Raw genomic sequence first — 26,015 nt, 5'->3', positions numbered from 1 at the left:
TGGGGGTTTAGTCCCTTCCATTATAGCTTGAAGGGAGTGTTGCAGAATGGAAATTGAACGTATTAATGATCATACAGTTAAGTTTTATATTTCGTATATTGATATAGAGGAACGCGGCTTTAAGCGAGAGGAAATCTGGTATAACCGGGAAAGAAGCGAAGAACTTTTTTGGGAAATGATGGATGAAGTTCATCAAGAAGAAGATTTTATTCTAGATGGTCCATTATGGATTCAAGTTCAAGCCTTGGATAAGGGACTTGAAATTCTTGTCACAAGAGCCCAGCTTTCAAAGGATGGCCAGAAATTCGAAATATCTATTCCGGAAGACAAGCTGAAGGATTTGCCTTTGGATGAAAGATTCGAGGATTTAATGGATCAACACTTTACTGTGAAAGATGGAGAAGACGATTTTGGAGATAATCTAGAGTTTCTAATTGGCTTCAAAGACTTTGAAGACTTAATTTCATTAAGCAAACTTCATGGGTTAGAAGGAATTGATACGAAGCTTTACAATTACAAGAATCAATACTTTTTGTATGTACAGTTTCTTGATGAAGAGACAGATGAAGATGAAATCGACAATGCATTAAGTATTCTCCTTGAGTATGGACAAGAAACTCAAACAACGATACATGTTATTGAAGAATATGGTAAGGTAATTATAGAAGATGAAGTATTTATGGAGTTACGAAAATACTTTCATTAAAAAAAAATAAGAGCTTGTTCAAATGTAGGGCAAGGAATTCACATTATAAAGTCTATATATAGTTCATGGATATCATCTATATAGTAGAAGTTGTAATGGTGGATTTCACCTTACAGGCGAACAGGCTCTTTGTTTTTCGAGCATATGATGAGTCTACATAATTGCAATGATGGCAGGTGTTACCATGAACCATACAGCAAGACTTGGTGTTTTTTTAGGAGCAGCAGGACTGTTTGTGTACGTTTTTAATTTTTTCATCACAATAAAAGGCGGAATCTTTGGACAGCTTAGTTTAATAATCAGTCTCTGTGTTATTTTTATAGGATTTGTCATCTTTTTTGAAAACAGACATCCTACTCAAACATTGACATGGTTAGTTGTTCTAGGAAGCTTTCCTGTGGTCGGATTTATCTTTTATTTATTATTTGGACGGAACTATCGAAAAGAACGAATATACCGAAAGAAGTACTTTCTTGATAAACAGGCATACTTGCGAATTGAAAAAGAAATCGGTTTTAGAACAGAAGAACGGCTACAGGAAATGGACATACATCAGCAGAATTTATTCCGTTTAGCAGAAAAAATTGGGAACAGTCCGATTTCATTTGGTACATCTTCCACAATCCTGACAAATGGAAATGAGACATTTTCCTGCATTTTAACAGCGCTAAAAAAGGCAAAGCATCATATTCATCTTGAATATTACATAGTCAGACATGATGATATTGGACAGCAAATTAAGGATGTACTGATTGAAAAGGCACAGCAAGGTGTGAAAGTAAGGTTTTTGTATGATGCAGTTGGATCATGGCAGCTTTCCAAGCGGTACATCCATGAAATGAGGCAAGCTGGCATTGAAATTGTCGCATTTGGACCAGTGAGAGTCCCTGTGTTAAACAGCAAATTTAATTTCCGTAATCATCGGAAGATTATTGTGATTGATGGAAATATTGGGTTTGTTGGGGGGCTAAATATCGGAGATGAATATTTGGGGAAAAATCCATCGATTGGCTTTTGGCGGGATACGCATCTTATGGTAAAGGGAGAAGCTGTTCGTTCTCTGCAGCTGATATTTTTGCAGGATTGGTATTATATGACAAACAGCAGCTTTTTAACGGCTGATTATCTTACTCCTATTGCTGAGGATAACAGTCATGGAGGGGTGCAGTTAATTGCAGGCGGTCCTGATAATGAATGGAGTGTAATAAAAAGCATTTTTTTCTCGATGATGACATCTGCTACTAAATCCATCTGGATTGCCAGCCCTTATTTCATTCCCGATGAGGATATCCTTTCAGCAATCAAAATTGCTTCCTTAAGCGGCATAGATGTGCGGATTCTCGTCCCTAATAAACCAGATAAAAGAATTGTATTTCATGCGTCCAGATCGTATTTTCCAGATTTGATGGATGCCGGAGTCCGTATATACGAATATGAAAAAGGCTTTATGCACAGCAAGCTATTAATTGTGGACAGCGAAATAGCTTCAATAGGGACATGTAATATGGACATGCGCAGCTTCCACTTAAACTTTGAAGTAAGCGCCTTTTTATATAAAACAAAAAGTACGAAAAAGCTGGCAAGCATTTATTTAAAGGATTTGAAAGATTCTGTAGAGCTTGATATCGAGACTTTTAATAAAAGGCATGTTGGGTACCGAATTTTAGAATCTACCTCAAGGCTTCTTTCCCCGCTTTTATAAGGAGGGAAGCCTTGAGATATACTTCAAAGAGGAGTGATTTAACATTGTTTACGGCATTAAATGAAAATGGAATGATGGTGCATGCATCAGACTTAAAAGCAAACCAAATGCTGGCTGAACAGCAATCCAAATGCTATTGTCCAGCGTGTGGCAATAGTGTGATTTTAAAAAGAGGTGAAAAGAGACTGCCCCATTTTGCTCACCAAAAGGACAACTATTGTGAAAGCAGCAGTGAATCAGAATCTAGCTATCATTTGCAAGGCAAGCTGCAGCTTTATGAGCGACTAAAGAATCTAGGCATGAATCCAGAGCTGGAGCCGTACTTTCCTGCCATTAAGCAAAGAGCCGACATAGGCTTCATCTGGCAAAATACATATATTGTCCTTGAATTCCAATGCTCCTCCATTCCTATTGCCTCGATAATTAAACGCACACAGCAATATAAAAAAGCAAACTACAAGCCAGTTTGGATCCTCGGTCATAAACATATAAAGCTGCGCAAAGGATTAAGCCGTCTATCTGCTTTTCAAGCCTCCTTCCTTACTAAATATAAAGATAACTATATAATTCCCACGTATTGCCCAAAGGAACAAGCCTTCCATTTTCTTCATACAATTATCCCCATATCAAAAGAAAATATCTTTACCTCCATTAGTAAGCTTCCATTGGATACTGTGACACTCGATGGAAATAGAGATAGCTTTTACGATAATTTCCCTTATAGTATTTGGAAAAGCTTTATACGCAATCAAAAGAATCAACAGCTTCATTACCCTACAAAGGAGAATGACCGCTTTTTACGAGAACTGTATCAGTATGGTCTGCACCCGCATTTTCTTCCTCCATTTATAGGAATACCGCTAAAAGAAGGAATCCGATTAGCAACATCTCCGTTAATTTGGCAGTCTTATTTGTACATGGACAGTTTTTTAATGCAAGGAAAGATTATTTCCTTGCACAAAATTCACAGAGCCTTCCTTGAAAGAATAAAAAGACGGGAAGTTCAAGTTAGAAGTCTTCCAAGTATTATAGGAGATTATCGAGATGCAGTTAACAATTATATAAATGTACTTTTAAAATGTAAGGAAATTGAAGAAGTTCGCCCGCATTTTTATAAAAAGGTTGAGGATGCTTATCTTTCAAAAAACAATATTGTAACAGAGGAGGATATGTTTTTTAAAAGGATGCAAAAAGGCGGTTGGCTTTAATGTTAGGGAAGAAAATAGAATAATGAAATCGGTAAAAGATACATATGATAAGCGTAGCAAAGCACAAAAGTTTAATTTGGAGCAGGAATTTAGTTATAATAGATAGAAAATATCGGATAGGAATTATTTTCGAAATCCGAATGAAAGATTGGAGGATTTATATGTCAAATGAATCAGCTGTAAAAAAACTGCCTTTACGTAATGAAGTTCAAGTGGATGACACTTGGAGGCTTGAAGATATCTTCCCATCAGATGATGATTGGAATAAGGAGTATGAAGAGGTTAAAACACTGTCTGAGAAGGCTGCTGACTATCAAGGAAAGCTATCTGAAAGTGCAGATGTTTTATATGAAGCACTTCAATACCAGGATACCCTTTTAAGCCGTTTAGGAAAATTATATACATATGCACATATGCGCTATGATCAAGACACGACAAATGGTTTTTATCAAGGGCTTGATGGTCGCATTAAAAATCTATATGCACAAGCTGGAAGTGCGCTGGCATATATCGTTCCAGAGCTTCTTTCCATTGATGAAGCAGTAATCCAAGGGTTTCTTAATGAGAAGGAAGAGCTGAAATTATATGAGCAAACATTAGAAGAAATTAACCTGCAGCGCCCGCATGTACTTACTGCAGATCAGGAAGCGCTTCTTGCACAGGCTTCAGAGGTATTGAATGCTTCAAGCAATACATTTGGTATGCTTAATAATGCAGATATTGAATTCCCAAGCATTAAAGATGAGAATGGGGAGGAAGTGGAGGTAACGCATGGCCGCTATTCCCGCTTTTTAGAAAGTGCTGACCAACGAGTACGTCATGATGCGTTTAAAGCAGTGTATGATACGTATGGGAAATTTAAGAACACGTTCTCTTCAACTTTATCTGGTACAGTAAAGAATCATACTTTTAATGCAAAAGTACGTAACTATAAATCAGCGCGCCATGCTGCCCTAGCTGCAAATAATATTCCAGAGCAGGTATATGAAAACCTCGTGGAAACAGTCAACGAGTATTTACCATTGCTGCACCGCTATGTAAAGCTGCGCAAAAAAGTCCTAGGCCTTGAAAAGCTTCATATGTACGATTTATATACTCCTCTTGTTAAGGATGTAAAAATGGAAATCAGTTATGAAGAGGCGAAGAACCTAATTCTTAAAGGGCTTGCTCCACTAGGAGAAGAGTATTCGTCCATTTTGAAGGAAGGCTTTGAAAATCGCTGGGTGGATGTTCACGAGAATAAAGGAAAACGAAGCGGTGCATATTCATCTGGAGCATATGGAACAAATCCATATATATTAATGAATTGGCAGGATAATGTGAATAATTTGTTTACATTAGCACATGAGTTTGGGCATTCTGTACACAGTTATTACACACGAAAATCACAGCCATACGCTTATGGAGATTATTCGATATTTGTCGCCGAGGTTGCATCTACATGTAATGAGGCATTGCTGAACGACTATATGTTAAAAAGCATTACAGATGAACAGAAGCGTCTATATTTATTGAACCATTACTTAGAGGGCTTTAGAGGCACTGTTTTCCGCCAAACAATGTTCGCAGAATTCGAACACCTTATTCATGAAAAGGCGCAAAACAATGAAGCGCTGACTGCTGATTTATTTACAGCTGAATACTATAAGCTAAACCAAAAGTATTTTGGAGAGGAAGACATCATTATTGATGAGGAAATAGGTTTAGAGTGGTCAAGAATTCCTCATTTTTATTATGATTATTATGTATATCAATACGCTACAGGCTTTAGTGCAGCAACAGCTTTAAGCAGTCAAATTCTTGAAGAAGGGAAGCCAGCTGTTGACCGCTATTTGGACTTCCTGAAAGCAGGAAGCTCTGACTATCCAATCGAAGTATTGAAAAAAGCTGGAGTAGACATGACAAGCAAGGATCCAATTAGAGAAGCATGCAAAGTATTTGAACAAAAGCTGAATGAAATGGAAAGCTTGCTTTCCTAATAAAAAAACCTGCGACAATATTGAGCTGCCCCGTAAATGTTAGCAACCATTCTAACATTTACGGGTTATTTTCTGTGATAATACTAATGGAAACCTTTAAACTTCTTTCGGTTGTTCAAAAAGGATAAAAAGAGGAATAGCGCAAGAAAAAGAAGCGGAGAGCTTATATATATAGGAAAGATACGCATAAGCCCAAGGATATTCAAAAAGAAAGCAACCAGAATACAAAGAAGCAGTGAGATAGGTATAATTGCCTTCATGGTATTTATCTCCTTTCTGTAAAAGCGTTCCTGTCCATAATGTATGTGCACGAACAGTAAGTTATGAAAGTTTGTCTATTTTGTGAACTTATGTACAAACTTCTTGATAGTAGTATTAATAATATGTTATTATTGTGTTGTGAAATTAATCACAAACAAACTTATACCCCTTTGTTTGACCGTGAAAATTTCTCCCATCCCCTTTGTTAATAAAAAAAGGCCTTGCCTTGAGACAGCAAGCCCTTTTTTTATGTCATTTTTTTTATTTTTAACTTCTAGCCAATATACTTCCAAAACATTCCATACTTTGCAGGAATTTGTTCAACAAGCTGTTTAAGCTGCAGCTTCTTCATTTCCCTTTCCATCTCTTGTATTGACTTATTATAAACGACGGAAAGCTCTTTTGATGCCACAAGGTTAAAGCATTTTAAGAAAGACTCCAATGGAGGTGGATCTGCCTTTTCTGGAACAATCTGCAACATTTCTTCAATGATTTGGACGTATACTTCATAAGAATAGTAGCCGGTAACTTTAATTCCTTCTTCTTCTATGTTTTCATTAAAGAAAACCAATGTCGGAATTTCCGACACTTCCATCTCGGAAGTGATTTTCATATCACATTGGAAGGCTTTAGCTGCACTTGCTGAATGAATGTCTGCGACAAATTCGACCACATCGAGACCGACACTTGCAGCACAGGTTTTTAGCACATCAAATGTTGCAATATTCTGTTTCTCGAGAAAAAGCATTTCTTGCAGTTTTCTTAAAAAACGTATGCCGCATTTACGTCCTTGTAATTCTGCTGCCTTTAAAGCAATGGAAGCTAAATACGGTGAAACAATTGGATTTTCGTACCAAAGAGATCCATCGCATGACATGCCAGTTCTGCTAGCAGTTTTTTCCCAAAGCTCGGCAATATTTTCGTACTTCGTTTTTTTATTCATGTTTAATGTTGCTAATCTGCCGCTTAAAACATGCTTTAAGGAAAAATACTGGCCATATTCGATCTGGAGCTTTTTGATGATTGGTTCTAAAGCCCAACACTCAGGACATAAGGGATCGACAAACATGTATATTTCAAGGGGTTTGCTATCAGGGCAATTGTCTTCGGCTGTTATCGGGTTGGATGTAGACAAATCTTTTTCAGTCATGTTTAATCACCTTTTATTCTCAGTTTTCCTCCGAATTGATCATGTGTTTTGCGGTCAAAGCAAGTCTTGAAAAAAGTCCTTCACGAATGGAGTCATCTAGCTCCACTTCATCCATTGCTTCACTCATGCAGGAAAGCCATGCTTTTGCACGCCTTTCTGTAATAGGAAAAGGCAGATGCCTTGCCCTAAGCATTGGATGGCCATGCTCTTCTGTATATATAGATGGCCCTCCTAAATATTGTGTAAGAAACTGTTTTTGCTTTCTTGCAGTTTCAGTTAGGTCATCTGGAAATATAGGAGCTAATTCGGGGTGATTGCCAACACGCTCATAAAAAGCATCAACAAGATGGCTAAGCGTTTTTTCCCCAATAACATCATATGGAGTAGGCATTTTATTGACCATAATTAAAACTCCTTTTTTGGATGATAAGAAAATTTAATATAAAAATCATTCTATTGCTATTTTACCAATGGTTTTTTCATTGTACAAATAAATAGCTTGTAAAACTTTATTATCAACTGTCATAGTTTATGCCTTAATTTATTTTGAACAAATTTTTTCAATAAAAAATACCCACTGTCAAAAACACCGGATATAGAGCCAAGGAAAGCAGGCCTGTATTGCAGGACCTGCCGAGTGATATTATGCTGTATAGTGCTGTGTTACTTTCGCAACATAGTTTTGTGTTTCTTTAAAAGGAGGTATTCCTCCGTATTTGTTTACATTTCCAGGACCTGCATTATAGGCAGCCAATGCGAGGCTGACGTTACCGTCATACTTCGTAAGCATTTGCTTTAAGTATTTCGTACCACCCATAATGTTTTGTGCTGGATCAAAAACATTATCTACTCCTAAGCCTCTTGCAGTGGAAGGCATCAATTGCATAAGACCTGATGCACCTACATAGCTTGTTGCGTTTGGATTGAAGTTCGATTCCACCTTAATGACAGAGCTAATCAGCTTTTCCGGAACGTCGTATTTAGCAGCAGCTTGTTTAATAATGTCATCAAAGTCACTTGTGGAGCTCGAGTCAGTTTTCGCTAATTTAGTCAGACTAATTGGCAGCAAGGAGCTGCTTGTACTTGTTTGCAAAGGGTTTGCACTATTGATTGTGCTTACTCCAGAATTACTTCCGAGCGTATTCTGAATAATACTATCTGCAATTCCTGTCCCGCTTGATGTGAAACTGCCGAGCAGCTCTTGAAATAGATTTGTTGAAGAAGAGGAACTGTTAGATGTTCCAGTTGTCATACTTTGCATTGCCTGCAGTTCAAACAAAGCTTTTAATTGATCTATTTTCATGTAGTTCCTCCATATGCTGGTAAACTTTATTATGAATTTATATCGTTCCTATATTTTTGTTCATAAAATCTTCTTACTTTATTTTTCGTCTCTCTTATTGGAATCTGAAAAGAATGAAGAAGCTCTTGGAAATAGACTTGTCCTTCTTTTCTGTCGCTTACTTCATATTCTAACTCATAATCTTCGATATTTAAATAAAAACTGTGGTCAAAAACTAGTAAACCATTTCCAGTTTCCTTTTCTGCACGTATTGTGCTTAGTGAACCGAAATAGACAATGCTCTCAGGAGCAATTCCCATTTCTTCTAAAATGGATGCAAACTGCGGGTCATTTATTTTACCAGTTTGAATCATTTCCTCTCCAGCCTCTGCAGTTAGCTGCTTATTCGTTTCAAGCAAGCCATCATCACAAGGCTGTTTTAATGTCAGTTCATAACCAGATTGCTTTTTGCGGATGCGAAGTGCAGAGCTGCGCTCTTTAAGTTCGAAGTTCTTTGTATCAAAATAATGGTTCTCTTGCTTAAACAATTCGGTTTCCTTCACTTGGAAATGGTTAAGTAGCTCAATGTATTCCGCTTTTGTGAGTATGTTTTTAAATTCAATTTCGATATTTTTCTCCATCATCTAATTTCCTTTCACGGCATTTTTCCCGTACTTCATTAATTATCTTCTAGTAGTTATTATCTCTTTGTTTGTTTCTGACCGCAATATTTAGGATAAATTTAAGCAATGTGGTAAAATAGTGCATAGTTGGAGGGTGAAGAAATGACAGAAAAACTACAAGTACTAAATGCAGAAATAGCAGATACAAAAATTATCTTGGAAGTAGACGAAAGTTACCCAGTTAGCCAGCTGACACCTAAGGGTCAAATTCTGGTTGATTCTGATTCTTTCGCATTTATATATATAGCAGAAAAAGAAGACGAGTATGTTTATATTGTTCTTCATAAGGATATTTGGCTGAGCATAAAAAAAGGCTTAGCAGCAAATCTTAAACTTTATTTGTCAAATGGCCAAGACAATCTTGAGTTGATTGATTGGAAAGAAGAAATGGAATACTTAATTGATAATATTGAGGGTAACGGCAATTACGGGGAAGAAATGGAACAGGCTGTTACGTCCGTATTTTCTAAATAGTAATATACTTACATAAATGAAGGAAACCTATGAAAATGGGGTGTTATACATGCAGTGGGATCAATTTTTAGCCCCTTATAAACAAGCAGTAGATGAATTAAAAGTGAAGCTAAAGGGCATGAGACGCCAGTTTGAGCATGATGAGGAGGAGCATTCACCGATTGAATTTGTCACAGGAAGAGTGAAGCCGATAGCGAGCATTCTTGATAAGGCAAATGAAAAGGGGATACCTTTAGACAAGTTAGGAACAGAGATGCAGGACATCGCTGGTCTGCGTATGATGTGTCCGTTTGTTGACGATATTATAAGAGTAGTAGAATTACTAAGACAGCGTAATGACTTTGAAATTGTCGAGGAAAGAGACTATATCCTCCACAGGAAAGAAAGCGGCTACCGCTCCTATCATGTTGTAATAATTTATCCAGTTCAAACGATTAATGGTGAGAAGAAGATCTTAATGGAAATACAGATTCGTACGCTTGCCATGAACTTCTGGGCAACAATTGAACATTCACTTAACTATAAATATAAAGGGCAATTTCCAAAGGATATCCAAATGAGATTGCAGGGAGCAGCTGAAGCTGCCTTCCGCCTCGATAAGGAAATGTCGCTGATTCGTGGAGAAATTCAGGAAGCACAAGCTTTTTTCAATCGAAAAAAGGAGAAGAAGGACAGGAAAAAATGATTTTCCATCATTTCAAAGAGGAGCTATAAAAAATGAAATTTGCCGTAACCTCAAAAGGTGATTCAAAATCGGATAACTTGGTACAGCTATTAAAACAATACTTGCTTGATTTTGAGATGGAGTATGAGGAAGAAGAGCCGGATATCGTCATCTCAGTCGGTGGAGATGGAACTTTATTATATGCGTTTCACCGCTACAGCAGCCGCTTGGATAAAACGGCTTTTGTTGGTGTTCATACAGGTCATCTTGGCTTTTATGCCGACTGGACTCCAGATGAAATTGAAAAGCTAGTTATAGCAATAGCAAAAACGCCATACAGTGTTGTCGAATATCCGCTGCTAGAAGTGACCGTTCAATATCAGGACGAGGAGAAGGAAACGAGATATCTTGCTCTTAATGAGTCAACTGTAAAAAGTATTGATGGCACGTTTGTGATGGATGTGGAAATAAGAGGTGAACATTTTGAGCGCTTTAGAGGCGATGGATTATGTGTTTCAACACCGTCAGGAAGCACAGCCTATAATAAAGCTTTAGGTGGAGCACTGCTTCATCCATCCATAAGAGCGATACAATTGGCAGAAATGGCCTCAATAAACAATCGCGTCTTTCGGACAGTAGGCTCTCCGCTTATTATCCCTGAGCATCATACATGTGTGCTGCGTCCTGTCAATGAGCCTGATTTCCGTATTTCCATTGATCATTTGACACTGCTTCATAAGAAAGTAAAATCGATTCATTATCGGGTTGCCGAAGAGAAAATAAGATTTGCAAGATACAGATCATTTCCATTTTGGAAAAGGGTTCATGATTCTTTCATTTCGGAATGATAAAAAGGAAATAGGAGTGCAAGGTGCGTGACATTTAAGTTAGACTGGATTATGGAAGAAGACAGGGAAGTGCTGCTGAAGGAATTCTTAAAAGAGAAATCAATTTCAAAATCAGCGCTCACAGATATTAAATTCAAAGGTGGTAAGATAACCGTCAATGAGTTAGAGCAGAATGTCCGCTATAAAGTGAAAAAGGGCGATCGAATTTCCATATCTTTCCCTGTCGAAAAGCCAAGTGCCGGCTTAGTTCCAGAAGAAATACCGCTTGAAATTATATATGAGGATGATTTTCTTCTTATTGTGGTTAAGCCGAGCGGCATGAACACAATTCCTTCAAGAGAGCATCCTGCAGGCAGCCTTGCAAATGCAATTTTCGGCTATTATACGAAAAGAAAAATAGCTGCAACGACACATATTGTGACAAGGCTGGACAGGGATACATCAGGCATTGTCCTCATTGCAAAGCATCGCCATATACATCACCTTTTGAGTGAACAGCAAAAGGGCGGTTTAGTGAAACGAAATTATACGGCCTTTGCTGAAGGCGTATTTACCGAAATGCAAGGTACAATCGATGCTCCGATTGGCAGATGTGGAGACAGTATCATTACAAGGGAAGTGAGAGAGGACGGACAGACGGCTATAACTCACTATCATGTCTTAAGTCAATATAAAGCATTTGCCGCAGTCAGGCTCTCCTTGGAAACGGGCAGAACACATCAAATCCGTGTTCATCTTTCTTATATCGGACATCCGCTTGTCGGCGATGATTTATATGGCGGGGCACGAAGCGAAATGGGGAGGCAAGCACTCCACTGTTCGCGATTAGCATTTATCCACCCGATCTCTGGCCGTGATATCGAGTTTTCCATTGACCTTCCTGAAGATATGAAAAAGCTTATTGTGTGAAAAAGGAGACCAAGGTTTCAGGCCTTGGTCTCTTTTATTTTACTATTCAAATGAACGAAACTTCTCTGCAACAAAAGGCATGGAAGTAGGAACGGATTGCACCGTCCATTCTGGATAGCTTAACGCAGAAAGCTGTCCCCCGAATACTGCCCCTGTATCAATATTAAACGTATTATTAACTTTACGAACCTCTTTTACGGGCGTATGTCCGTACACAATCACAGCATTTCCTGAATAGGACTTTGCCCAATCCTTGCGGACAGGTGAACCGTCAGGATGCGTTTCCCCTGTAATATCGCCATATAGGACAAATGTTTTCACCTTGTCCGAATGCTTGCCGATATACTCTTCCTTAATCCCAGCATGTGCAATGATAAGCTTTCCGTCATCGAGAACTTGGTATAAAGGTGAGGTATCATATAGTTTCATGAATCTGTTTTTAATAATCTCCCTATCCTTTTTTTTCAATTGCTTCAGTTCTGCTACCGTTGTTTCCAGTCCATGTGTAATTTGAACTTTTCGCCCTAAGAAATAGCGATAGAGTTTGTTACAGTGATTTCCAGGCACATAATAACCTAATTTTTTTTCAATAAGTGTGCATACAACATCCACTACACCAAGGGAAAACGGGCCGCGGTCTGTTAAATCACCGACAAAAGCAAGCTTCCTTTCCTCTGGATGAACAGGATAGCCTGAATCCCAGCTATATCCAAGCTTTGTTGTTAATGCTTGAAGTTCTTCAAAGCAACCATGAATGTCTCCGATAATATCCAGCTTCATATTCTTCCTCCAACCATATTAAGTCCTACTTGTCATATTCATTAGCTTTTGTAGGAAACTGAATATTATGAGGTAACATGAAAGTTTTACTTACTGATAAATGGGGAATATATAATAGCCTCTCTTATTTTCATTCCTTATTTTTTGTAAACAAAAAAACCTGTGTGAAATTAGCGAGACGGACGACAAATCATACTTGGTTTGTTAGTATAAAGGAACCTTTTGAAAGGAGGATATTATTGAAAGAGATAATGAGCATCTATGAAGAAAAACAAAAAGTATTGCTCCATTCTTTACAAAATGCAAACTTAACGAAGTTCAGAGAAGCGTTTTTAGATCTGCATCCGTATGATCAAGCTTCATTTTTTAAGGAATTGGAGAAGGAAGAGCAGGAGCTTGTCTTTCATTTTTTAGCACCGGAAGAAATTGCGGAGCTGTTTGAGCATTTAGAAATGGAGGATCGTGATTATCAGGAGCTGTTTGCCAGACTTTTGCCTTCCTATGTGGCCGACATTTTTACACATATGTCGGCAGATGATGCAGCTGATATCTTAAATGCTCTTAATAAGGAACAGGCAATCAGCTATATTGCACTTATGTCGGTTGAAGCAGCAAGCAATGTGAAGGCATTGATGGATTATGAGGAAGATACTGCCGGGAGTATTATGACATTAGAGTATGTCAGCCTGTATTCCCATATGACGGTATCATCAGCAATGAGTTTGCTGAAGATGGAAGCTCCTAATGCAGAAACGATTTATTATATTTATGTGGTTGATGAGCTGAAATCTCTTGTTGGTGTTGTTTCCTTAAGGAATCTAATAATAAGTGACGATAATACACTTATTGCTGACATCATGAATGACAGTGTTTATTCTGTTTCTGTTAGTCAAACGAGGGAGGATGCTGCAAGGAAAATGCGGGACTACGATTTTCTTGCATTGCCTGTAGTGGACTTTCAAGAGCGGCTGCTCGGTATCATCACAATCGATGATATTGTGGATGTACTAGAGGAAGAGGCTTCAGATGATTATTCTAAGTTTGCAGCAGTTTCAAATATGGACTATGTCGACCAGCATCCTATTTCTGCTGCCAAAAAAAGATTGCCATGGCTGATTATTTTATTATTCTTAGGCATGTTCACAGCAAGCTTGATTGGCAGATTTGAAGAAACATTGAGTAAGGTTTCCATCCTGGCAGTTTTTATTCCCCTTATTGCAGGGATGGCCGGAAACACAGGAACACAGGCATTAGCGGTTGCTGTGCGAGGAATTGCGACAGGTGACTTGGAGAAGGAGAGCAAGCTCAAGCTGATAATCCGTGAAGCAGGCACAGGTTTAATTACAGGCGGAGTCTGTGGAATTCTTGTAACCTTTGTTATTTATTTTTGGAAAGGTAATATTTACTTAGGATTATTGGTAGGAGCATCAATATTAGGGACACTCATTGTCGCGACGATTGCTGGTTCTATAATCCCGATAGTAATGAATAAACTAAAAATTGATCCTGCTGTTGCCTCAGGTCCGTTTATCACTACATTAAATGATATTATTAGCATTTTGATTTATTTTGGAATGGCAACATTGTTTATGGGCTTTTAACTAGTTAAGTTTTACATGATAAAGAACAGTATTTTCAAGGAGGAAAAGGGAATGGAACACGGCGCATCCGTAATGTCCTTAATGATCGTCATTATCGTGGCATTGCTGACACCGATTATTTTGCACCGCCTTAAGTTAAATGTTATTCCTGTCGTGGTTGCAGAAATTATTATGGGGTTAATTATTGGAAAGAGCGGGTTTAATCTTGTAGAGCAGGATACTTGGCTTGAGACATTATCTACTTTAGGTTTTATTTTTCTCATGTTTTTAAGTGGACTGGAGATAGACTTTAAATCTTTTTCAAGCAAGAAAAAAAGAGAGACATTGTCGAATGGCAAGCTTGAGCCAAAGCCGTTTTCAACGTCTATCATTATCTTTGTGGCTATTTTTGCTTTATCGCTTATTTTGAGCTGTTTATTTGTGCTCGCAGGCTTTGTTGATAGTATTTTCTTAATGACTATTATCATCTCTACTATTTCTCTTGGGGTGGTTGTACCAACTTTAAAAGAAGCAAATATCATGAAAACAGCAATAGGGCAAATAATCCTGCTTGTTGCGGTTATCGCTGATCTTGCAACAATGATCTTGCTTGCAGTATTTGCCTCCATTCATGAAAGCGGCGGTAACACATGGCTTTTACTAATTCTTTTTGCAGCAGGAGTGCTTTTATATTTTGCAGGCAGACGCTTCAAAAACAAAAATACGGCAGATTCTATGTCAAAAGGAACAGTTCAGATAGGCACAAGGGCTGTATTTGCGTTAATTATTTTCTTAGTAGCATTGTCTGAAACAGTCGGTGCGGAAAATATTCTTGGGGCTTTTTTGGCAGGAGTTCTAGTGTCGCTGTTGTCACCAAATGAAGAGCTTGTGCATCAACTGGATTCGTTTGGCTATGGATTTTTAATTCCAATATTTTTCGTTATGATTGGCGTAAAGATGGATTTATGGTCACTTTTTACAGATCCAATGCTCCTTTTATTTATACCGCTTTTATTGCTGGCGTTATTAGCAAGCAAGATGGTGCCAGTCTTTTATTTAAAGAAGTGGTATGACAACAGCACTGTAGTGTCATCAGGATTTTTATTGACTTCAACATTATCTCTAGTAATTGCAGCAGCAACAATCGGAGAAAGAATGAATATTATTACCCCCCAAATGAGCGGGATATTTATTCTTGTCGCAATAATTTCATGTATTATTACACCAATCGTTTTCAAAAAGCTTTTCCCGAAGGAAACAGCAGGGGAAAAGGCAGTAAATATTTCAATCATTGGTGTGAATCAGATAACCATGCAGCTGTATCAAGAATTAAAGGCACCTTATTACAAGGTGAAGTTTTATCATAAAAAACAAGAAAAGCTTGATTTACAAATTGCTGATTCATTATTTGAAATAACAGAGCTGGATAATTATACCGAAGAAGTGATAATGAATACGAACATAGTGGCATCAGATATTGTAGTTGTTTCTACAGGAGACAGCAGTGAAAATGAAAGAATGAGCATTCTTTTAAAGCAAGCTGGGATTGATAGGGTTATATGCAGAATGGAAGACATTGATAAGGAAGCCTATCTGCAAAGCGAAGGGATTGAAGTATTTTCATCATTTACATCAACAAAAGCTTTGCTTAAGGCAATGATACAATCACCAAGCATTCTTGCATTGTTAGGAAATAACGAGACTTCTTTACATGAAATTACGATTAAGAATAAAGGGTTTGAAGGAATGTCATTAAGAAAATTCCCTTTTACAGGAGATGTAATTTTTGTGCGTATTTTCAGGGGAGCAGATTCAGTTATACCGCATGGAGATACGGAACTTCAGCTATATGATCATTTAATCGTAACGGGATCAGAGGAATATGTAAGGGAACTGAAGAGGAATTTAGAACGAATATAGAAATACTTCATTGGAAAATAAACCAAATGACTACTGTACAGTACTTTTCTTTTTGGTTATAGTATAGTAAAATTAGTACTAGGTACTAATAACTTGTAATATATTTTAGGAGGATAAAATATGAGCTTTTCATTAAAAGGCAAAACCTATGTCGTTATGGGGGTAGCAAACAAAAGAAGCATTGCATGGGGCATTGCGACATCCCTTCATAAAGCAGGTGCACGTTTAGTGTTCACATATGCAGGAGAAAGATTGGAGAAAAGTGTACGTGACCTTGTGGCTACACTTGATACATCTGACAGCATCGTCTTGCCATGTGATGTAACAAATGACGAAGACATTGCAAAATGCTTCCAAACAATTAAGAACGATGTTGGAACAATTCATGGAATTGCCCACTGCATCGCTTTTGCAAACAAGGAAGAGCTTCAAGGAGACTACATGAATACGACAAGAGAAGGATTCATGCTTGCTCATAACATCAGCTCTTATTCATTGACTGCTGTTGCTAAAGAAGCGAAAGGGTTAATGACAGAAGGCGGAAGCATTGTTACTCTGACATATTTGGGCGGCGAACGTGCCATCAGAAATTACAATGTAATGGGTGTGGCAAAGGCTTCTCTTGATGCAAGTGTTCGTTACTTAGCATCTGATTTAGGAAAAGAAGGAATTCGTGTTAATTCGATTTCAGCAGGACCGATCCGTACCCTGTCTGCAAAAGGAATCAGTGACTTTAACTCCATCCTGAAGGAGATTGAAGACCGTTCACCGCTAAGAAGAACGACAACTCCTGAAGAAGTGGGGGATACAGCTGTATTCTTATTCAGCGATATGGCAAGAGGAATAACAGGCGAAAACATCCACGTTGATTCAGGATTCCATATTATTTCATAATAACACAAAAGCACTGGCCGCATAGGTCAGTGCTTTATTTCTGTTTGAATAGTATTCCAGTCATAAGAATATCTTTTAAAGAATGACAATCAGCAAATGCATAGTGATTAACATTAATGCATGCCCCAGCATACATTAGGGTGAAGTAGGCAAGCGGAACCTTATGTGACTCTTGTTCCTATATGTAGTAGGAGGTGACAGTATGAGGAAGAAAACGGCAAGAAAAGAATCACCTCTCTTGTTTCAGCACAAACCTATCGTTAAAGAAAACATGCAAACTACATTTTCAGCAAAAAAAGCACAAAGAATAAAGCAAAAGCAACGAGAGGAAATGGAAAGAACAGCAATGCTTGAAAGTAAAAAAGAAAAGATATCCGAAAAAGATAGTGCAATCGGCATGATTGAAACGCCAGCAGCTGTTCGGGATCAAATACATGAGTATCATGTCGAGCAGGCGGAACAACAAAAAACTCCAGTACGCCAACCAGCATTCCGCAAGCTTAAAAGCTTTAGAGACATGGACGTAGAAGAAAAGCTGATTTATCTTTTTAACTTTCCTAAACAGCTGCCTCCAGTTGCGTGTATTGTGACAGTAGCAGACGGCCAGCAATTCAGAGGATTTATAATAGGTAAAGCTGACAAGACAGTTACAGTGAAATTAATGGATGGCGAGGAAATCTCACTTTTCACAAAGAAAATTATCGAGGTTAAAATGGTCGGTATGTAAACATCGCTCGAATAAAAAGACGCACTGTTAAAAGTGCGTCTTTTTTTTTGCTTGTATATAACTTTCGTCTGGAGAAGTTCTTTTGGTTTAAGGTTTAAAAAATTATATGAAAGAAAGACAGATTCCGTCATCAATAAAAAAACGAACATGCACAAAGTAAAATTTGGGTAGTGCGGCTGGCTTTGTGGAAAATTCCAATTATTATTTTCCCACCTACTTAAGAGTTGGCTATATACTTTTATACGGATAAAGCAAATGATAAATAAAATAAACAACCAGCCATATAAAATGACTGGTTGAAGGGTAAAGATTTCGCTTATATTAATCACAGATGTCTAAATCAACGTCAGCAATGCATTGTACTGCACAGAAGCATTTCAAGTCGACTGTAATGCAATCGCTTGTGCGACGGAATCCATCCACTTCACAGATTTTGCCAAGGTCAACGCCTTTTGGTCCTGTGATATCAAGTGTTTCTCTGCCAGAGTGAGTGTTAGTAACTGGCGCAAGCACTCTCAATACTGCACAGCAGTTATCGAAAACTTCTTCTACGCGGAAGAAGATAGATACACATGCACAGTCATCTCCTCTGAAGAAAGCATGGAAAGGTGAGCCGTCAGCTGTTTTTAATACAAATACGCGAGTATCTGCTTTACTGCGTTTTGTTGGGGAAACAAGTGAACCTAGTGGCTCAGAGAAGCAATTTGTTTCACATTCGCAGTTATCTTCTGCACTATCTTGAATATCTTTAATGGCGCGAACCACTTCGCAAACACAGCTAGAAGTACCTAAAACATCATCTTTTTTTCCACAACCCATAATTGATTTCCTCCTTGTTTGTTTCTTTCTTTGTGATACTACACTACTAACATATTGCCGAAGGCCCTTATGGGTTACGGACAAACGCCTTTTTTCTTGAAATTTAGGCGCATGCCTAATTGTTCAGCTGAAATTAGACTGTCTGCTGTGGCTAATAGGCACTTAAAGATCCATTTTTTCATATTAAGGTGTAAGAAGAAAAAAATTTAAGGAGGACTAAATTTGAATATTGAATGGATGGAGCTGCTGCTCCTTGTTTTAGCCACATTTCGCCTGACAAGATTATTAGTGTTTGACCGCATAACAGAATTCCTTCGGCGGTTTGTACTTGATGAAATTATTGAAAAAGGTGAAGAGGGAACTGATGAGATATATTATGTTCCGAAGTCCGGGAAGGTTAGGGGATTTTTTGGTGAATTAATCAGCTGTTACTGGTGTACAGGAATATGGTGTGCAGCTTTTCTTGTCCTTTTACATTATTTTCTACCAGCTATTTGTTTACCGCTTGTACTTATTTTAGCGATTGCTGGTGCTGCATCTATTATAGAAGCAGTCGTACAGAGAGTTGTTTATAACCATTAATTTACGTTCTTCGTCTAATAGGCTAGTTGTTTACACACACAAAATTCCATTGACATACAATATGGTAGACATATTCTGATGTCTAAATTCAAACGGGAGGTCTTGAAATGATGAAAAAAACGACAAAAAAAGAAGAAGCCACAACAGCTATACCCCGTAAAAAAAAGGTGAAAAAATCTGGCTGTGGCTGTGGGAAGAAAGTATTTACATCAAAAGGATAATAATAATTTAGAAAAGAACGGACGAAGCCGTTCTTTTTTTATTTACAAAAGTTGGGTGAATTCATTTTTGAATTTTTTTCATAAAAACCAAAAGAAACGAAGAAAATAAAACAAAGCAAAAACATACATCTTTTACATAGGAAGGGACGAATATGACATATAAAAAACGTTTTTTGGGTTTATTTATTATCATGCTTTTAGTGCTGACCGGTTGTGAGGAGTCATCACCTTCAAGCGGGACGGCTCTATTCACAAAGGTTAATCCTGCTCCATTAACCATTACGAAAAATCCCGATCAGCTGGAGCAAATATTAGTAGAACAAGTAAAAGATGAAGCCAGCTCCATAAAGTCAATTTACGATGTGGCAGTTATCAAAGGCTCGAAGGATATTCTTGTTGCTTACAAGGTCAAGCATATGTCCAGATTTCGTATGAAGGGCATTGAAGGTGATTTGAACAAAATATTAAGTGATAAGTTTCCTGACCATACATTCACTGTATCGAGCGATTATAAGATATTTTTAGAGTCCATCAGGCTTGGAGATAAGATGAAGGATAAGGATTATAGTGAAAAGCAGGCGGACAAGCGGCTTGAGGAAATAATTAATCTCACCAATGAATTAACATAAGGAGAAGGTAATAATGGCGAAGAAAAAAAAGACACCACAGCAAAAACAGTATGAGCAGCTAGAGAAGCAATTTGAAACAAAGAGGCCAGTAGTAAAAAATTGCATAAAAGCTTTTTTTGTTGGCGGGATTATTTGTGCCCTGGGACAATTGTTTTCTTTTTTATATATTTATTTTTTCCACTTTACAGAGCAAACATCGGGAAACCCAACAAGTGCGACAATCATATTCCTGTCCATGCTGCTGACTGGTTTTGGTATTTATGATCGCCTCGGTCAATTTGCTGGAGCAGGAAGTGCAGTGCCGGTCTCAGGCTTTGGAAACAGCATTATTTCTGCAGCTATAGAGCATCGTACAGAGGGGTTTGTGTTAGGAGTAGGAGGAAATATTTTTAAATTGGCAGGTTCTGTCATTCTTTTTGGTGTTTTTTCTGCTTTTGTTGTTGCATTGATAAAAACCATTGTTTTGATGGCAAGGGGGGTTATGTAATTGTTAAAAGGGAAGCAATCGTGGATTTTTGAAAACAAGCCTGTTATACAATCTACAGGTGTTTCAGGTGGACCATTTGAAGGAAATGGGAATTTGGCGAAGGATTTTGATGTTCTACATGAAGACTTATGGATGGGCAAAACATCTTATGAACAGGCCCATAGGGTTCTTTTAGAAGAGGCTGCACAAACTGCTCTTCAAAAAAGCGGACGAACAGCTGAGGATATTCAATTTCTGCTTGCTGGCGATCTTATTAACCAAATTACTCCTTCTAGCTTTGCTGCCCGCGATTTAAAAATACCATATTTCGGTCTGTTTGGTGCCTGTTCCACTTCAATGGAGGGACTTGCGTTATCGTCTTTTATTGTTAACTATAATGGAGCTAAAAATATTTTAACAGGTGCATCAAGCCATAACGCAGCAGTGGAGAAGCAGTTTCGCTATCCTACTGAGTATGGCGGTCAGAAGCCGCCGACAGCACAATGGACAGTCACAGGAGCTGGGGTGGCACTGCTAACAGAAAATGATGGAACTTATAGAAATACGCCATATACTACTGCGGCAACAATAGGCAAGGTAATGGATATGGGCTTAATAGATCCGTTTAATATGGGCGGCGCAATGGCGCCAGCAGCAGCAGATACTATTCAAGCTCATTTCAATGATTTAGGTGTTGATGCATCTCATTATGATTTAATCGTTACAGGCGATTTAGGCAAAATCGGCAGAGATTCAGTGATGGCTCTTCTGAAGGAAAAGGGAATTTATACGGATGAAAATAAATTCAAAGACTGCGGATTGCTTGTATATAAAAGTGATCAGCCAGTGCAATCAGGAGGAAGTGGGGCTGGGTGCTCTGCGACAGTCTTATATGGACATTTGCTGAATGAAATGAAAAAAGGGACTTATAAAAGAATATTAGTTGTCGCAACAGGAGCGTTATTGTCTCCACTGACGGTTCAGCAAGGGGAATCAATCCCATGTATTGCTCATGCCGTATCAATTGAAATATAGAGGAAGGAGGCGGAATAATGCTACCAATGTTTTTTTGGGCATTTGTAATTGGAGGCTTAATTTGTGTAATTGGTCAGCTGATGTTTGATGTGGCCAGACTGACACCTGCTCATACATTGACTACTTTAGTAGTCGCAGGAGCTATATTGGATGGCTTAGGCTTATATGAACCGTTTGCAGATTTTGCTGGGGCTGGTGCAACAATCCCTATCACAAGCTTCGGAAACGCCTTAGTGCATGGTGCTATGCAGGAGGCAGAAACTCATGGATTAATTGGGGTTTTAACAGGTATGTTTGAAGTGACAAGCTCAGGTATCTCTGCAGCCATCGTTTTTGGTTTTATTGGTGCACTAATATTTAAACCAAAGGGTTAAGTAACGATTTTCTTAACCGTTAATTAGTCAATCGTACAATTCGTCAAATGCTAGGAGCTTGCCTATACACATTATCCTTTAATCCATATGCTATTAAAGAATAAAGGAGAAGTGAGGTGAAGGTGTATGTGTTTCGGCGGATATGGATATGGTGGCGGCTATAGCGGCGGCGGCGGTTATGGTTCTTCATTTGCTTTAATCGTTGTACTTTTCATTCTATTGATTATTGTTGGCGCTAGCTTCTATGCTTAATAATTAGTAAATGAACGAAAGGATAGGCTTTCTTAGTGGAAAGCCTATCCTTTGATTTTTTTTATTTTAATTTGCACGATATTTTCACCTTTTGATTGAATCTACATAATATGTAAAGTAGCTCAAGAAGGAGGAAATATGATTATGAATAATAACTTCTTTAAGAATATAGAATCAAAAACAGGTGTGAACATGAAGGACATTTTTGATTTGGCAAATTCTCTGCAAAATGCAAACTTTAAAGATGAACAGACGGTAAGAGGCGTCATTCGTCGAGTATCGCAAATTGCTGGAAAACCAGTTCCAAAAGAAACAGAAGACAAAATTGTTCAATCCATTGTTAAGGATGGAAAGCAGCTTGATTTCAACACACTGTCTAAAATGATTAATAAAAAGTAAGCTGGCGGGTAACCTCTAAAAGCTGAGTGTTACCCTTATATCTCATCTTTTGGCAAATCTGCAAGCTTTACAGCATTTAAGAAACGGGAGGTTTTTGCTTTTCGTCCACGCAAATGCATTGGGATAGATACATACAGCTTCTCCATTGATCTTGTCATGGAAACATATAATAACCGCCTTTCCTCTTCTAAAGGCTGGGTATCACTGTTGCGGTATGCCTCCAAGGCATATTCATGCGGGATGGAGCCGTCGACCGTTCCTAAAATGTAGACAGTTTTATATTCAAGTCCTTTGGCACGATGAATGGTTGTTAAGGTAATCGCATTTTTTGTATCTTGGTATTGCTTTTTTAGTTCTGTATTCATGGCAATCATATGATCTGTATAAGCAACAAATTCAGCGATCGTGCCGAATTTTTTGGCGACAACCTTCAAGTCACGGAGATCGTCAGAGCCTTTATCCCATTGATTGCCTTCATTACCCCGTTTTTTTATGAAATCCTGAAAGCCGAGTTCCTTTTCAACATAAGCAATCGCCTCAAGTGGTGAAGCTGATTTTAGTTTTTGGAAAGCAGCTGGCATCTTTTTTAATTTGGACTCTTGGAAGGCAAAGCCTGTTTTAATTTTGGCAAAGCCATCAGCCAACGTGCAGTCCTCTAAAATGCTTAAAGCCTTCAAATCCTGAAGCACGCTTTTTTTCAAGAATAATGTTGGCAATAAATTGCTGACTGCATGCTGATCATCTGGATCAACAGCAAGCTTTAAATAGGCAAGCATACTCCTAACAATAAAGCGACTGTAAAAGGAACCAGAGTCCTGCTCTAGTCTAAATGGCAGACTGGAGGAAGAAAGTCGTTCAAACATTGCCCTGCTATTTGTATTTGTCCTAAATAAAATCGCAAAATCCTTTGGCTCTGCTCCAGCTTGGATTTTTTCGACTATATCTGTCACAATCATTGTTGCTTCTTCTTCTTCATCATAAGGGTAAAAGAGAAGCGGGTTGCCTCCAGAATATGTCGCTGCCATTTTTTTAGGACGCCTATTTTTGTTTATCTTTATAACTTCATTTGCAGCCGCTACAATTTCATTTGTAGAACGATAGTTATTCTGCAAATAAATAACCTTTGCATTTGTAAAATCCTTTTCATAATCAAGCAGGTATTTCGGGTCACTGCCTCGAAATGCATAAATAGCCTGATCATCATCACCAACGGCATAAACACTTTCTGCCTTTTTGGACATCAATTTAATCCATTCATATTGAACTTTATTTATATCCTGAAATTCGTCCAGCAGAAAATGGGAGAACCTGTTCTGGTATGTTTCAAGTATCATAGGATTTTCAAGGAAAAAGTAATATCCGCCAACAAGCATGTCGTCAAAATCATATAGGCCTTTTATGTGTTTTCTTTCTTCATACTTTTTGTATAGCGGCAAGACTTTTTCTTCCCAGTCAGAAGCAGGCTTAATTTCATTCGGAAACTGGAGGGAATTCTTCCATGCTCCTATTAATTGAAGGGCTGCATCAAATGGGAAATCTTTCATATCAATGCCAAGCTCTGTTCCAATTTCTTTTAATGCCAGTTCCTTTTGCCAGTTGCTTGCCAAAAGATTCGTCCTTTTCCATTTGTCAGGCTCGTGAAAAAGCAGTATTTGATAGAGTATGCTGTGAAAGGTCCCAGAAACAATCCGGCTGATGATAGATTTAGTCATGTCAGGATATTTCATAAGTCGTTCCTTCATTTCTAGTGCTGCTTTGCTTGTAAAGGTAACAAGCATAATGGAAGCAGGATTTACTTCTTTCTCATGAATAAGATAGGCAGTCCTTGCGGTTAACACACGTGTTTTTCCGCTACCTGCTCCTGCGACGACCAAAACAGCTTTATCATTCGTGGTAACTGCTTTGCTTTGGAAATCATCGAGATGTACACCACCACGTGAGAGTGCATGCAAATAAGAATCTGCTCTTTGCGAGTCAGTATGATGCAGAGTCACAGTGTCACAGGTAGTTTTAATTATTTTTGGTTCTTTGAAGCTTAATTCGGGAACAGAAGATGTTGTTGAAATGGAGCGTGACTTAGGCAATCGGAAACCGTTTGTTTCTTCTTCGTACTCAGCAGTAGCAGCGGTCTCCTTGACAGCTGGAGAAGCTTCCATAACACAAGCCTCTAAATTTGAAGCATGGTAAAAATGCGGCTTTGCTTTTATGCCTAAATAAAGCTTTACGGCCTCACCGCAGACAGCGCAAGCAAGAAGTCCTTTTTTTCCTGCTTCATGCCATTTTTGCCAGTCACTGCGGGTCTCAGTATATAAATGTATTAATCTATCATAATAGTAGGCTGTTTCCATAATTAACCTCAATTTCGTACAATACTTCATTTGTATATAAATTTTTAACGTACTTATTATCATAGCAAAATAAAAGACCATATTAAAGGGAAGAAAAAAGATTACCATAGATGAAATATGGGTATGGTTATAAAAAATTGAGGAGGCAAACGATATGGGCTATATTCTTCCGTTAACAAACTACCAATATGAGCAGTATGTAAGACAAGATCTTTCTCTAAAAGAAAAATCATTCAAAAGTGAGAAAATAAATGCTCCTGCCGCTGTTTCCACTACATATGAGAATGAAAGACAGTTCTTAGCCGCAAGTAACAAGCAGGAATTTTCTAAGCGGGAGAGAGAAGGGGCAGACAAGCTCTTTGCCGAATTGACAGGAAAGGGACAGAACTTCAACGAGCTTGTCTAATCTTAAAAGTTTTGGACATATAATGGGGCATTCTCATGCCATTCTGCATACAAAACTGTTTTCTGGGAATGAATGCCTAGTTCGGATAATTCTAAGAGGAGCTTCTTCTTATCCCAGCCAACTGCAGTCAAGTTTTCTTCAATAATTTCGCCATCTAAGATAAGACTGATAGGCATGGCGCTGTCTTCGCTTGGGAGTTGAAGCTCATTGCGTACAGGGGCAGTGTATGCCTGTTTTTTTATCGTATTGATTGTCCCATCTGTTTCCAATATAGCATAATGACACTCTTTAATGGAAAAGATGTCTTTTGTCCGAAGCAGATGCTGAAGCTGATTAAGATCTAGGTGATTTTTTTTCAGCTGTTCATAATCAATTTTACCTTTTTGAATAATAATGGATGGTTTTCCTTCAAGCAAACTGCGAGAGCGGCGAAATTTCTGTGTTAAAAATTCCGTCAGGAAAATCAGCGAACCCCAAATAATCACCGCATACAATATTTCCTTAATACCAGTATTGTGATCATACATCGCATTACCTACTAATTCTCCAATGACGAGCACACAAACAAAATCAAATGTTGTTACTTGGGTGATAACGGTTTTTCCCAATATTTTAGTAAAAAGGAGAAGTGCGATAAATCCAAAAACAAGCTCAGATCCGATGTGGAAAAAATCCATATGTATTATCATCCTTTCTCATCCGTTATTCTAGACAAGA

Annotated in this window: 29 protein-coding genes; 20 read left to right on the top strand and 9 right to left on the bottom strand. The window is 38.1% G+C overall.

Annotated elements, in window-relative coordinates; translation table 11 throughout:
* The first annotated feature begins 46 nt into the window (after positions 1 to 46).
* The 4 genes from mecA to pepF all read left to right on the top strand — a co-directional run bounded on the left by mecA (position 47) and on the right by pepF (position 5,595).
* A complete protein-coding gene (gene mecA, locus NQZ71_RS17310) occupies positions 47 to 706 on the top strand; it encodes an adaptor protein MecA (protein ID WP_260053581.1) in 660 nt (219 codons plus the stop codon).
* A gap of 184 nt (positions 707 to 890) precedes the next feature.
* A complete protein-coding gene (cls, locus tag NQZ71_RS17305) occupies positions 891 to 2,408 on the top strand; it encodes a cardiolipin synthase (RefSeq protein ID WP_144452032.1) in 1,518 nt (505 codons plus the stop codon).
* Positions 2,409 to 2,419: 11 nt separating this feature from the next.
* Positions 2,420 to 3,616 (top strand): competence protein CoiA, encoded by a 1,197-nt coding sequence (locus tag NQZ71_RS17300; protein ID WP_317011050.1) that lies wholly within the window; start codon positions 2,420 to 2,422, stop codon positions 3,614 to 3,616.
* Between the two features lie 161 nt (positions 3,617 to 3,777).
* On the top strand, positions 3,778 to 5,595 hold the full coding sequence (gene pepF / locus NQZ71_RS17295) for an oligoendopeptidase F (protein WP_317011049.1): 1,818 nt from the start codon (positions 3,778 to 3,780) through the stop codon (positions 5,593 to 5,595).
* 83 nt (positions 5,596 to 5,678) lie between these two features.
* Here the strand turns inward: pepF and NQZ71_RS17290 are convergent, their stop codons facing one another.
* From NQZ71_RS17290 to NQZ71_RS17270, 5 genes are all read right to left on the bottom strand, one after another.
* Entirely contained in the window at positions 5,679 to 5,855 is a 177-nt protein-coding gene (locus tag NQZ71_RS17290; RefSeq protein ID WP_260053584.1) for a hypothetical protein, read from the bottom strand.
* Between the two features lie 275 nt (positions 5,856 to 6,130).
* Positions 6,131 to 7,006: a ClpXP adapter SpxH family protein gene (locus NQZ71_RS17285; RefSeq protein ID WP_317011048.1), complete on the bottom strand. Its 876-nt coding sequence runs from the start codon at positions 7,004 to 7,006 to the stop codon at positions 6,131 to 6,133.
* A gap of 19 nt (positions 7,007 to 7,025) precedes the next feature.
* On the bottom strand, positions 7,026 to 7,409 hold the full coding sequence (locus NQZ71_RS17280) for a globin domain-containing protein (protein ID WP_127735859.1): 384 nt from the start codon (positions 7,407 to 7,409) through the stop codon (positions 7,026 to 7,028).
* 240 nt (positions 7,410 to 7,649) lie between these two features.
* Positions 7,650 to 8,309 carry a lytic transglycosylase domain-containing protein gene (locus NQZ71_RS17275; protein WP_317011047.1) on the bottom strand — a complete coding sequence of 220 codons (660 nt, stop codon included), beginning with the start codon at positions 8,307 to 8,309 and terminating at the stop codon, positions 7,650 to 7,652.
* Between the two features lie 29 nt (positions 8,310 to 8,338).
* On the bottom strand, positions 8,339 to 8,932 hold the full coding sequence (locus tag NQZ71_RS17270) for a CYTH domain-containing protein (protein WP_144452037.1): 594 nt from the start codon (positions 8,930 to 8,932) through the stop codon (positions 8,339 to 8,341).
* Between the two features lie 141 nt (positions 8,933 to 9,073).
* On the opposite strand from NQZ71_RS17270, the gene NQZ71_RS17265 reads away from it, so the two are divergent.
* Genes NQZ71_RS17265 through NQZ71_RS17250 form a run of 4 tightly spaced genes read left to right on the top strand, consistent with a single transcriptional unit; the run spans position 9,074 to position 11,866 of the window.
* Positions 9,074 to 9,445: a UPF0738 family protein gene (locus NQZ71_RS17265; RefSeq protein WP_144452038.1), complete on the top strand. Its 372-nt coding sequence runs from the start codon at positions 9,074 to 9,076 to the stop codon at positions 9,443 to 9,445.
* A gap of 49 nt (positions 9,446 to 9,494) precedes the next feature.
* Positions 9,495 to 10,130 carry a GTP diphosphokinase gene (locus NQZ71_RS17260; RefSeq protein ID WP_127735848.1) on the top strand — a complete coding sequence of 212 codons (636 nt, stop codon included), beginning with the start codon at positions 9,495 to 9,497 and terminating at the stop codon, positions 10,128 to 10,130.
* A gap of 32 nt (positions 10,131 to 10,162) precedes the next feature.
* Positions 10,163 to 10,957: an NAD kinase gene (locus tag NQZ71_RS17255; RefSeq protein ID WP_144452039.1), complete on the top strand. Its 795-nt coding sequence runs from the start codon at positions 10,163 to 10,165 to the stop codon at positions 10,955 to 10,957.
* Positions 10,958 to 11,008: 51 nt separating this feature from the next.
* A complete protein-coding gene (locus NQZ71_RS17250) occupies positions 11,009 to 11,866 on the top strand; it encodes an RluA family pseudouridine synthase (RefSeq protein WP_260053698.1) in 858 nt (285 codons plus the stop codon).
* Positions 11,867 to 11,908: 42 nt separating this feature from the next.
* Here NQZ71_RS17250 and prpE read toward each other — a convergent pair whose 3' ends face one another.
* Positions 11,909 to 12,646, bottom strand: coding sequence for a bis(5'-nucleosyl)-tetraphosphatase PrpE (gene prpE / locus NQZ71_RS17245; protein WP_317011046.1), 738 nt, complete (start codon positions 12,644 to 12,646; stop codon positions 11,909 to 11,911).
* Positions 12,647 to 12,897: 251 nt separating this feature from the next.
* Between prpE and mgtE the strand changes: the two genes are divergently transcribed.
* The 4 genes from mgtE to NQZ71_RS17225 all read left to right on the top strand — a co-directional run bounded on the left by mgtE (position 12,898) and on the right by NQZ71_RS17225 (position 17,767).
* On the top strand, positions 12,898 to 14,247 hold the full coding sequence (mgtE, locus tag NQZ71_RS17240; RefSeq protein ID WP_317011761.1) for a magnesium transporter: 1,350 nt from the start codon (positions 12,898 to 12,900) through the stop codon (positions 14,245 to 14,247).
* A 51-nt stretch (positions 14,248 to 14,298) separates the two neighbouring features.
* Positions 14,299 to 16,146: a monovalent cation:proton antiporter family protein gene (locus NQZ71_RS17235; RefSeq protein ID WP_317011045.1), complete on the top strand. Its 1,848-nt coding sequence runs from the start codon at positions 14,299 to 14,301 to the stop codon at positions 16,144 to 16,146.
* Positions 16,147 to 16,266: 120 nt separating this feature from the next.
* Positions 16,267 to 17,040: an enoyl-ACP reductase FabI gene (gene fabI / locus NQZ71_RS17230; protein WP_144452042.1), complete on the top strand. Its 774-nt coding sequence runs from the start codon at positions 16,267 to 16,269 to the stop codon at positions 17,038 to 17,040.
* A 202-nt stretch (positions 17,041 to 17,242) separates the two neighbouring features.
* A complete protein-coding gene (locus NQZ71_RS17225; RefSeq protein WP_317011044.1) occupies positions 17,243 to 17,767 on the top strand; it encodes a CotO family spore coat protein in 525 nt (174 codons plus the stop codon).
* Between the two features lie 321 nt (positions 17,768 to 18,088).
* On the opposite strand, the gene NQZ71_RS17220 is transcribed toward NQZ71_RS17225, so the two are convergent.
* Positions 18,089 to 18,586 (bottom strand): CotY/CotZ family spore coat protein, encoded by a 498-nt coding sequence (locus NQZ71_RS17220; protein ID WP_144452044.1) that lies wholly within the window; start codon positions 18,584 to 18,586, stop codon positions 18,089 to 18,091.
* Between the two features lie 222 nt (positions 18,587 to 18,808).
* Between NQZ71_RS17220 and NQZ71_RS17215 the strand changes: the two genes are divergently transcribed.
* The 7 genes from NQZ71_RS17215 (at position 18,809) to NQZ71_RS17185 (ending at position 22,544) form a co-directional block, all read left to right on the top strand.
* A complete protein-coding gene (locus NQZ71_RS17215; RefSeq protein ID WP_317011043.1) occupies positions 18,809 to 19,168 on the top strand; it encodes a DUF1360 domain-containing protein in 360 nt (119 codons plus the stop codon).
* Between the two features lie 373 nt (positions 19,169 to 19,541).
* On the top strand, positions 19,542 to 20,018 hold the full coding sequence (locus NQZ71_RS17210; RefSeq protein WP_144452046.1) for a sporulation protein: 477 nt from the start codon (positions 19,542 to 19,544) through the stop codon (positions 20,016 to 20,018).
* Positions 20,019 to 20,031: 13 nt separating this feature from the next.
* Positions 20,032 to 20,505 carry a stage V sporulation protein AC gene (gene spoVAC / locus NQZ71_RS17205; RefSeq protein WP_127735821.1) on the top strand — a complete coding sequence of 158 codons (474 nt, stop codon included), beginning with the start codon at positions 20,032 to 20,034 and terminating at the stop codon, positions 20,503 to 20,505.
* A complete protein-coding gene (gene spoVAD, locus NQZ71_RS17200; RefSeq protein ID WP_144452047.1) occupies positions 20,506 to 21,519 on the top strand; it encodes a stage V sporulation protein AD in 1,014 nt (337 codons plus the stop codon). It begins immediately after the preceding gene.
* 17 nt (positions 21,520 to 21,536) lie between these two features.
* Positions 21,537 to 21,893: a stage V sporulation protein AE gene (gene spoVAE, locus NQZ71_RS17195; protein WP_127735815.1), complete on the top strand. Its 357-nt coding sequence runs from the start codon at positions 21,537 to 21,539 to the stop codon at positions 21,891 to 21,893.
* A 126-nt stretch (positions 21,894 to 22,019) separates the two neighbouring features.
* A complete protein-coding gene (locus NQZ71_RS17190; RefSeq protein WP_144452048.1) occupies positions 22,020 to 22,145 on the top strand; it encodes a YjcZ family sporulation protein in 126 nt (41 codons plus the stop codon).
* A gap of 144 nt (positions 22,146 to 22,289) precedes the next feature.
* Positions 22,290 to 22,544 (top strand): sporulation-specific transcription regulator SpoVIF, encoded by a 255-nt coding sequence (locus NQZ71_RS17185; protein ID WP_127736704.1) that lies wholly within the window; start codon positions 22,290 to 22,292, stop codon positions 22,542 to 22,544.
* Positions 22,545 to 22,579: 35 nt separating this feature from the next.
* Here the strand turns inward: NQZ71_RS17185 and NQZ71_RS17180 are convergent, their stop codons facing one another.
* Entirely contained in the window at positions 22,580 to 24,892 is a 2,313-nt protein-coding gene (locus tag NQZ71_RS17180) for a UvrD-helicase domain-containing protein (RefSeq protein ID WP_275004448.1), read from the bottom strand.
* A gap of 154 nt (positions 24,893 to 25,046) precedes the next feature.
* Between NQZ71_RS17180 and NQZ71_RS17175 the strand changes: the two genes are divergently transcribed.
* Positions 25,047 to 25,298, top strand: coding sequence for a hypothetical protein (locus NQZ71_RS17175; RefSeq protein ID WP_144452050.1), 252 nt, complete (start codon positions 25,047 to 25,049; stop codon positions 25,296 to 25,298).
* A 2-nt stretch (positions 25,299 to 25,300) separates the two neighbouring features.
* Here the strand turns inward: NQZ71_RS17175 and NQZ71_RS17170 are convergent, their stop codons facing one another.
* Complete coding sequence (locus NQZ71_RS17170) at positions 25,301 to 25,975, bottom strand: DUF421 domain-containing protein (RefSeq protein ID WP_144452051.1); 675 nt, start codon at positions 25,973 to 25,975, stop codon at positions 25,301 to 25,303.
* Positions 25,976 to 26,015 lie beyond the last annotated feature (40 nt).

Origin of the sequence: Niallia taxi, assembly GCF_032818155.1 — a bacterium.
GTDB lineage: Bacteria > Bacillota > Bacilli > Bacillales > Cytobacillaceae > Niallia > Niallia taxi_A.
Note: the sequence above shows the minus strand (reverse complement) of the source record. Positions and strands in the feature narration are given on the sequence as shown.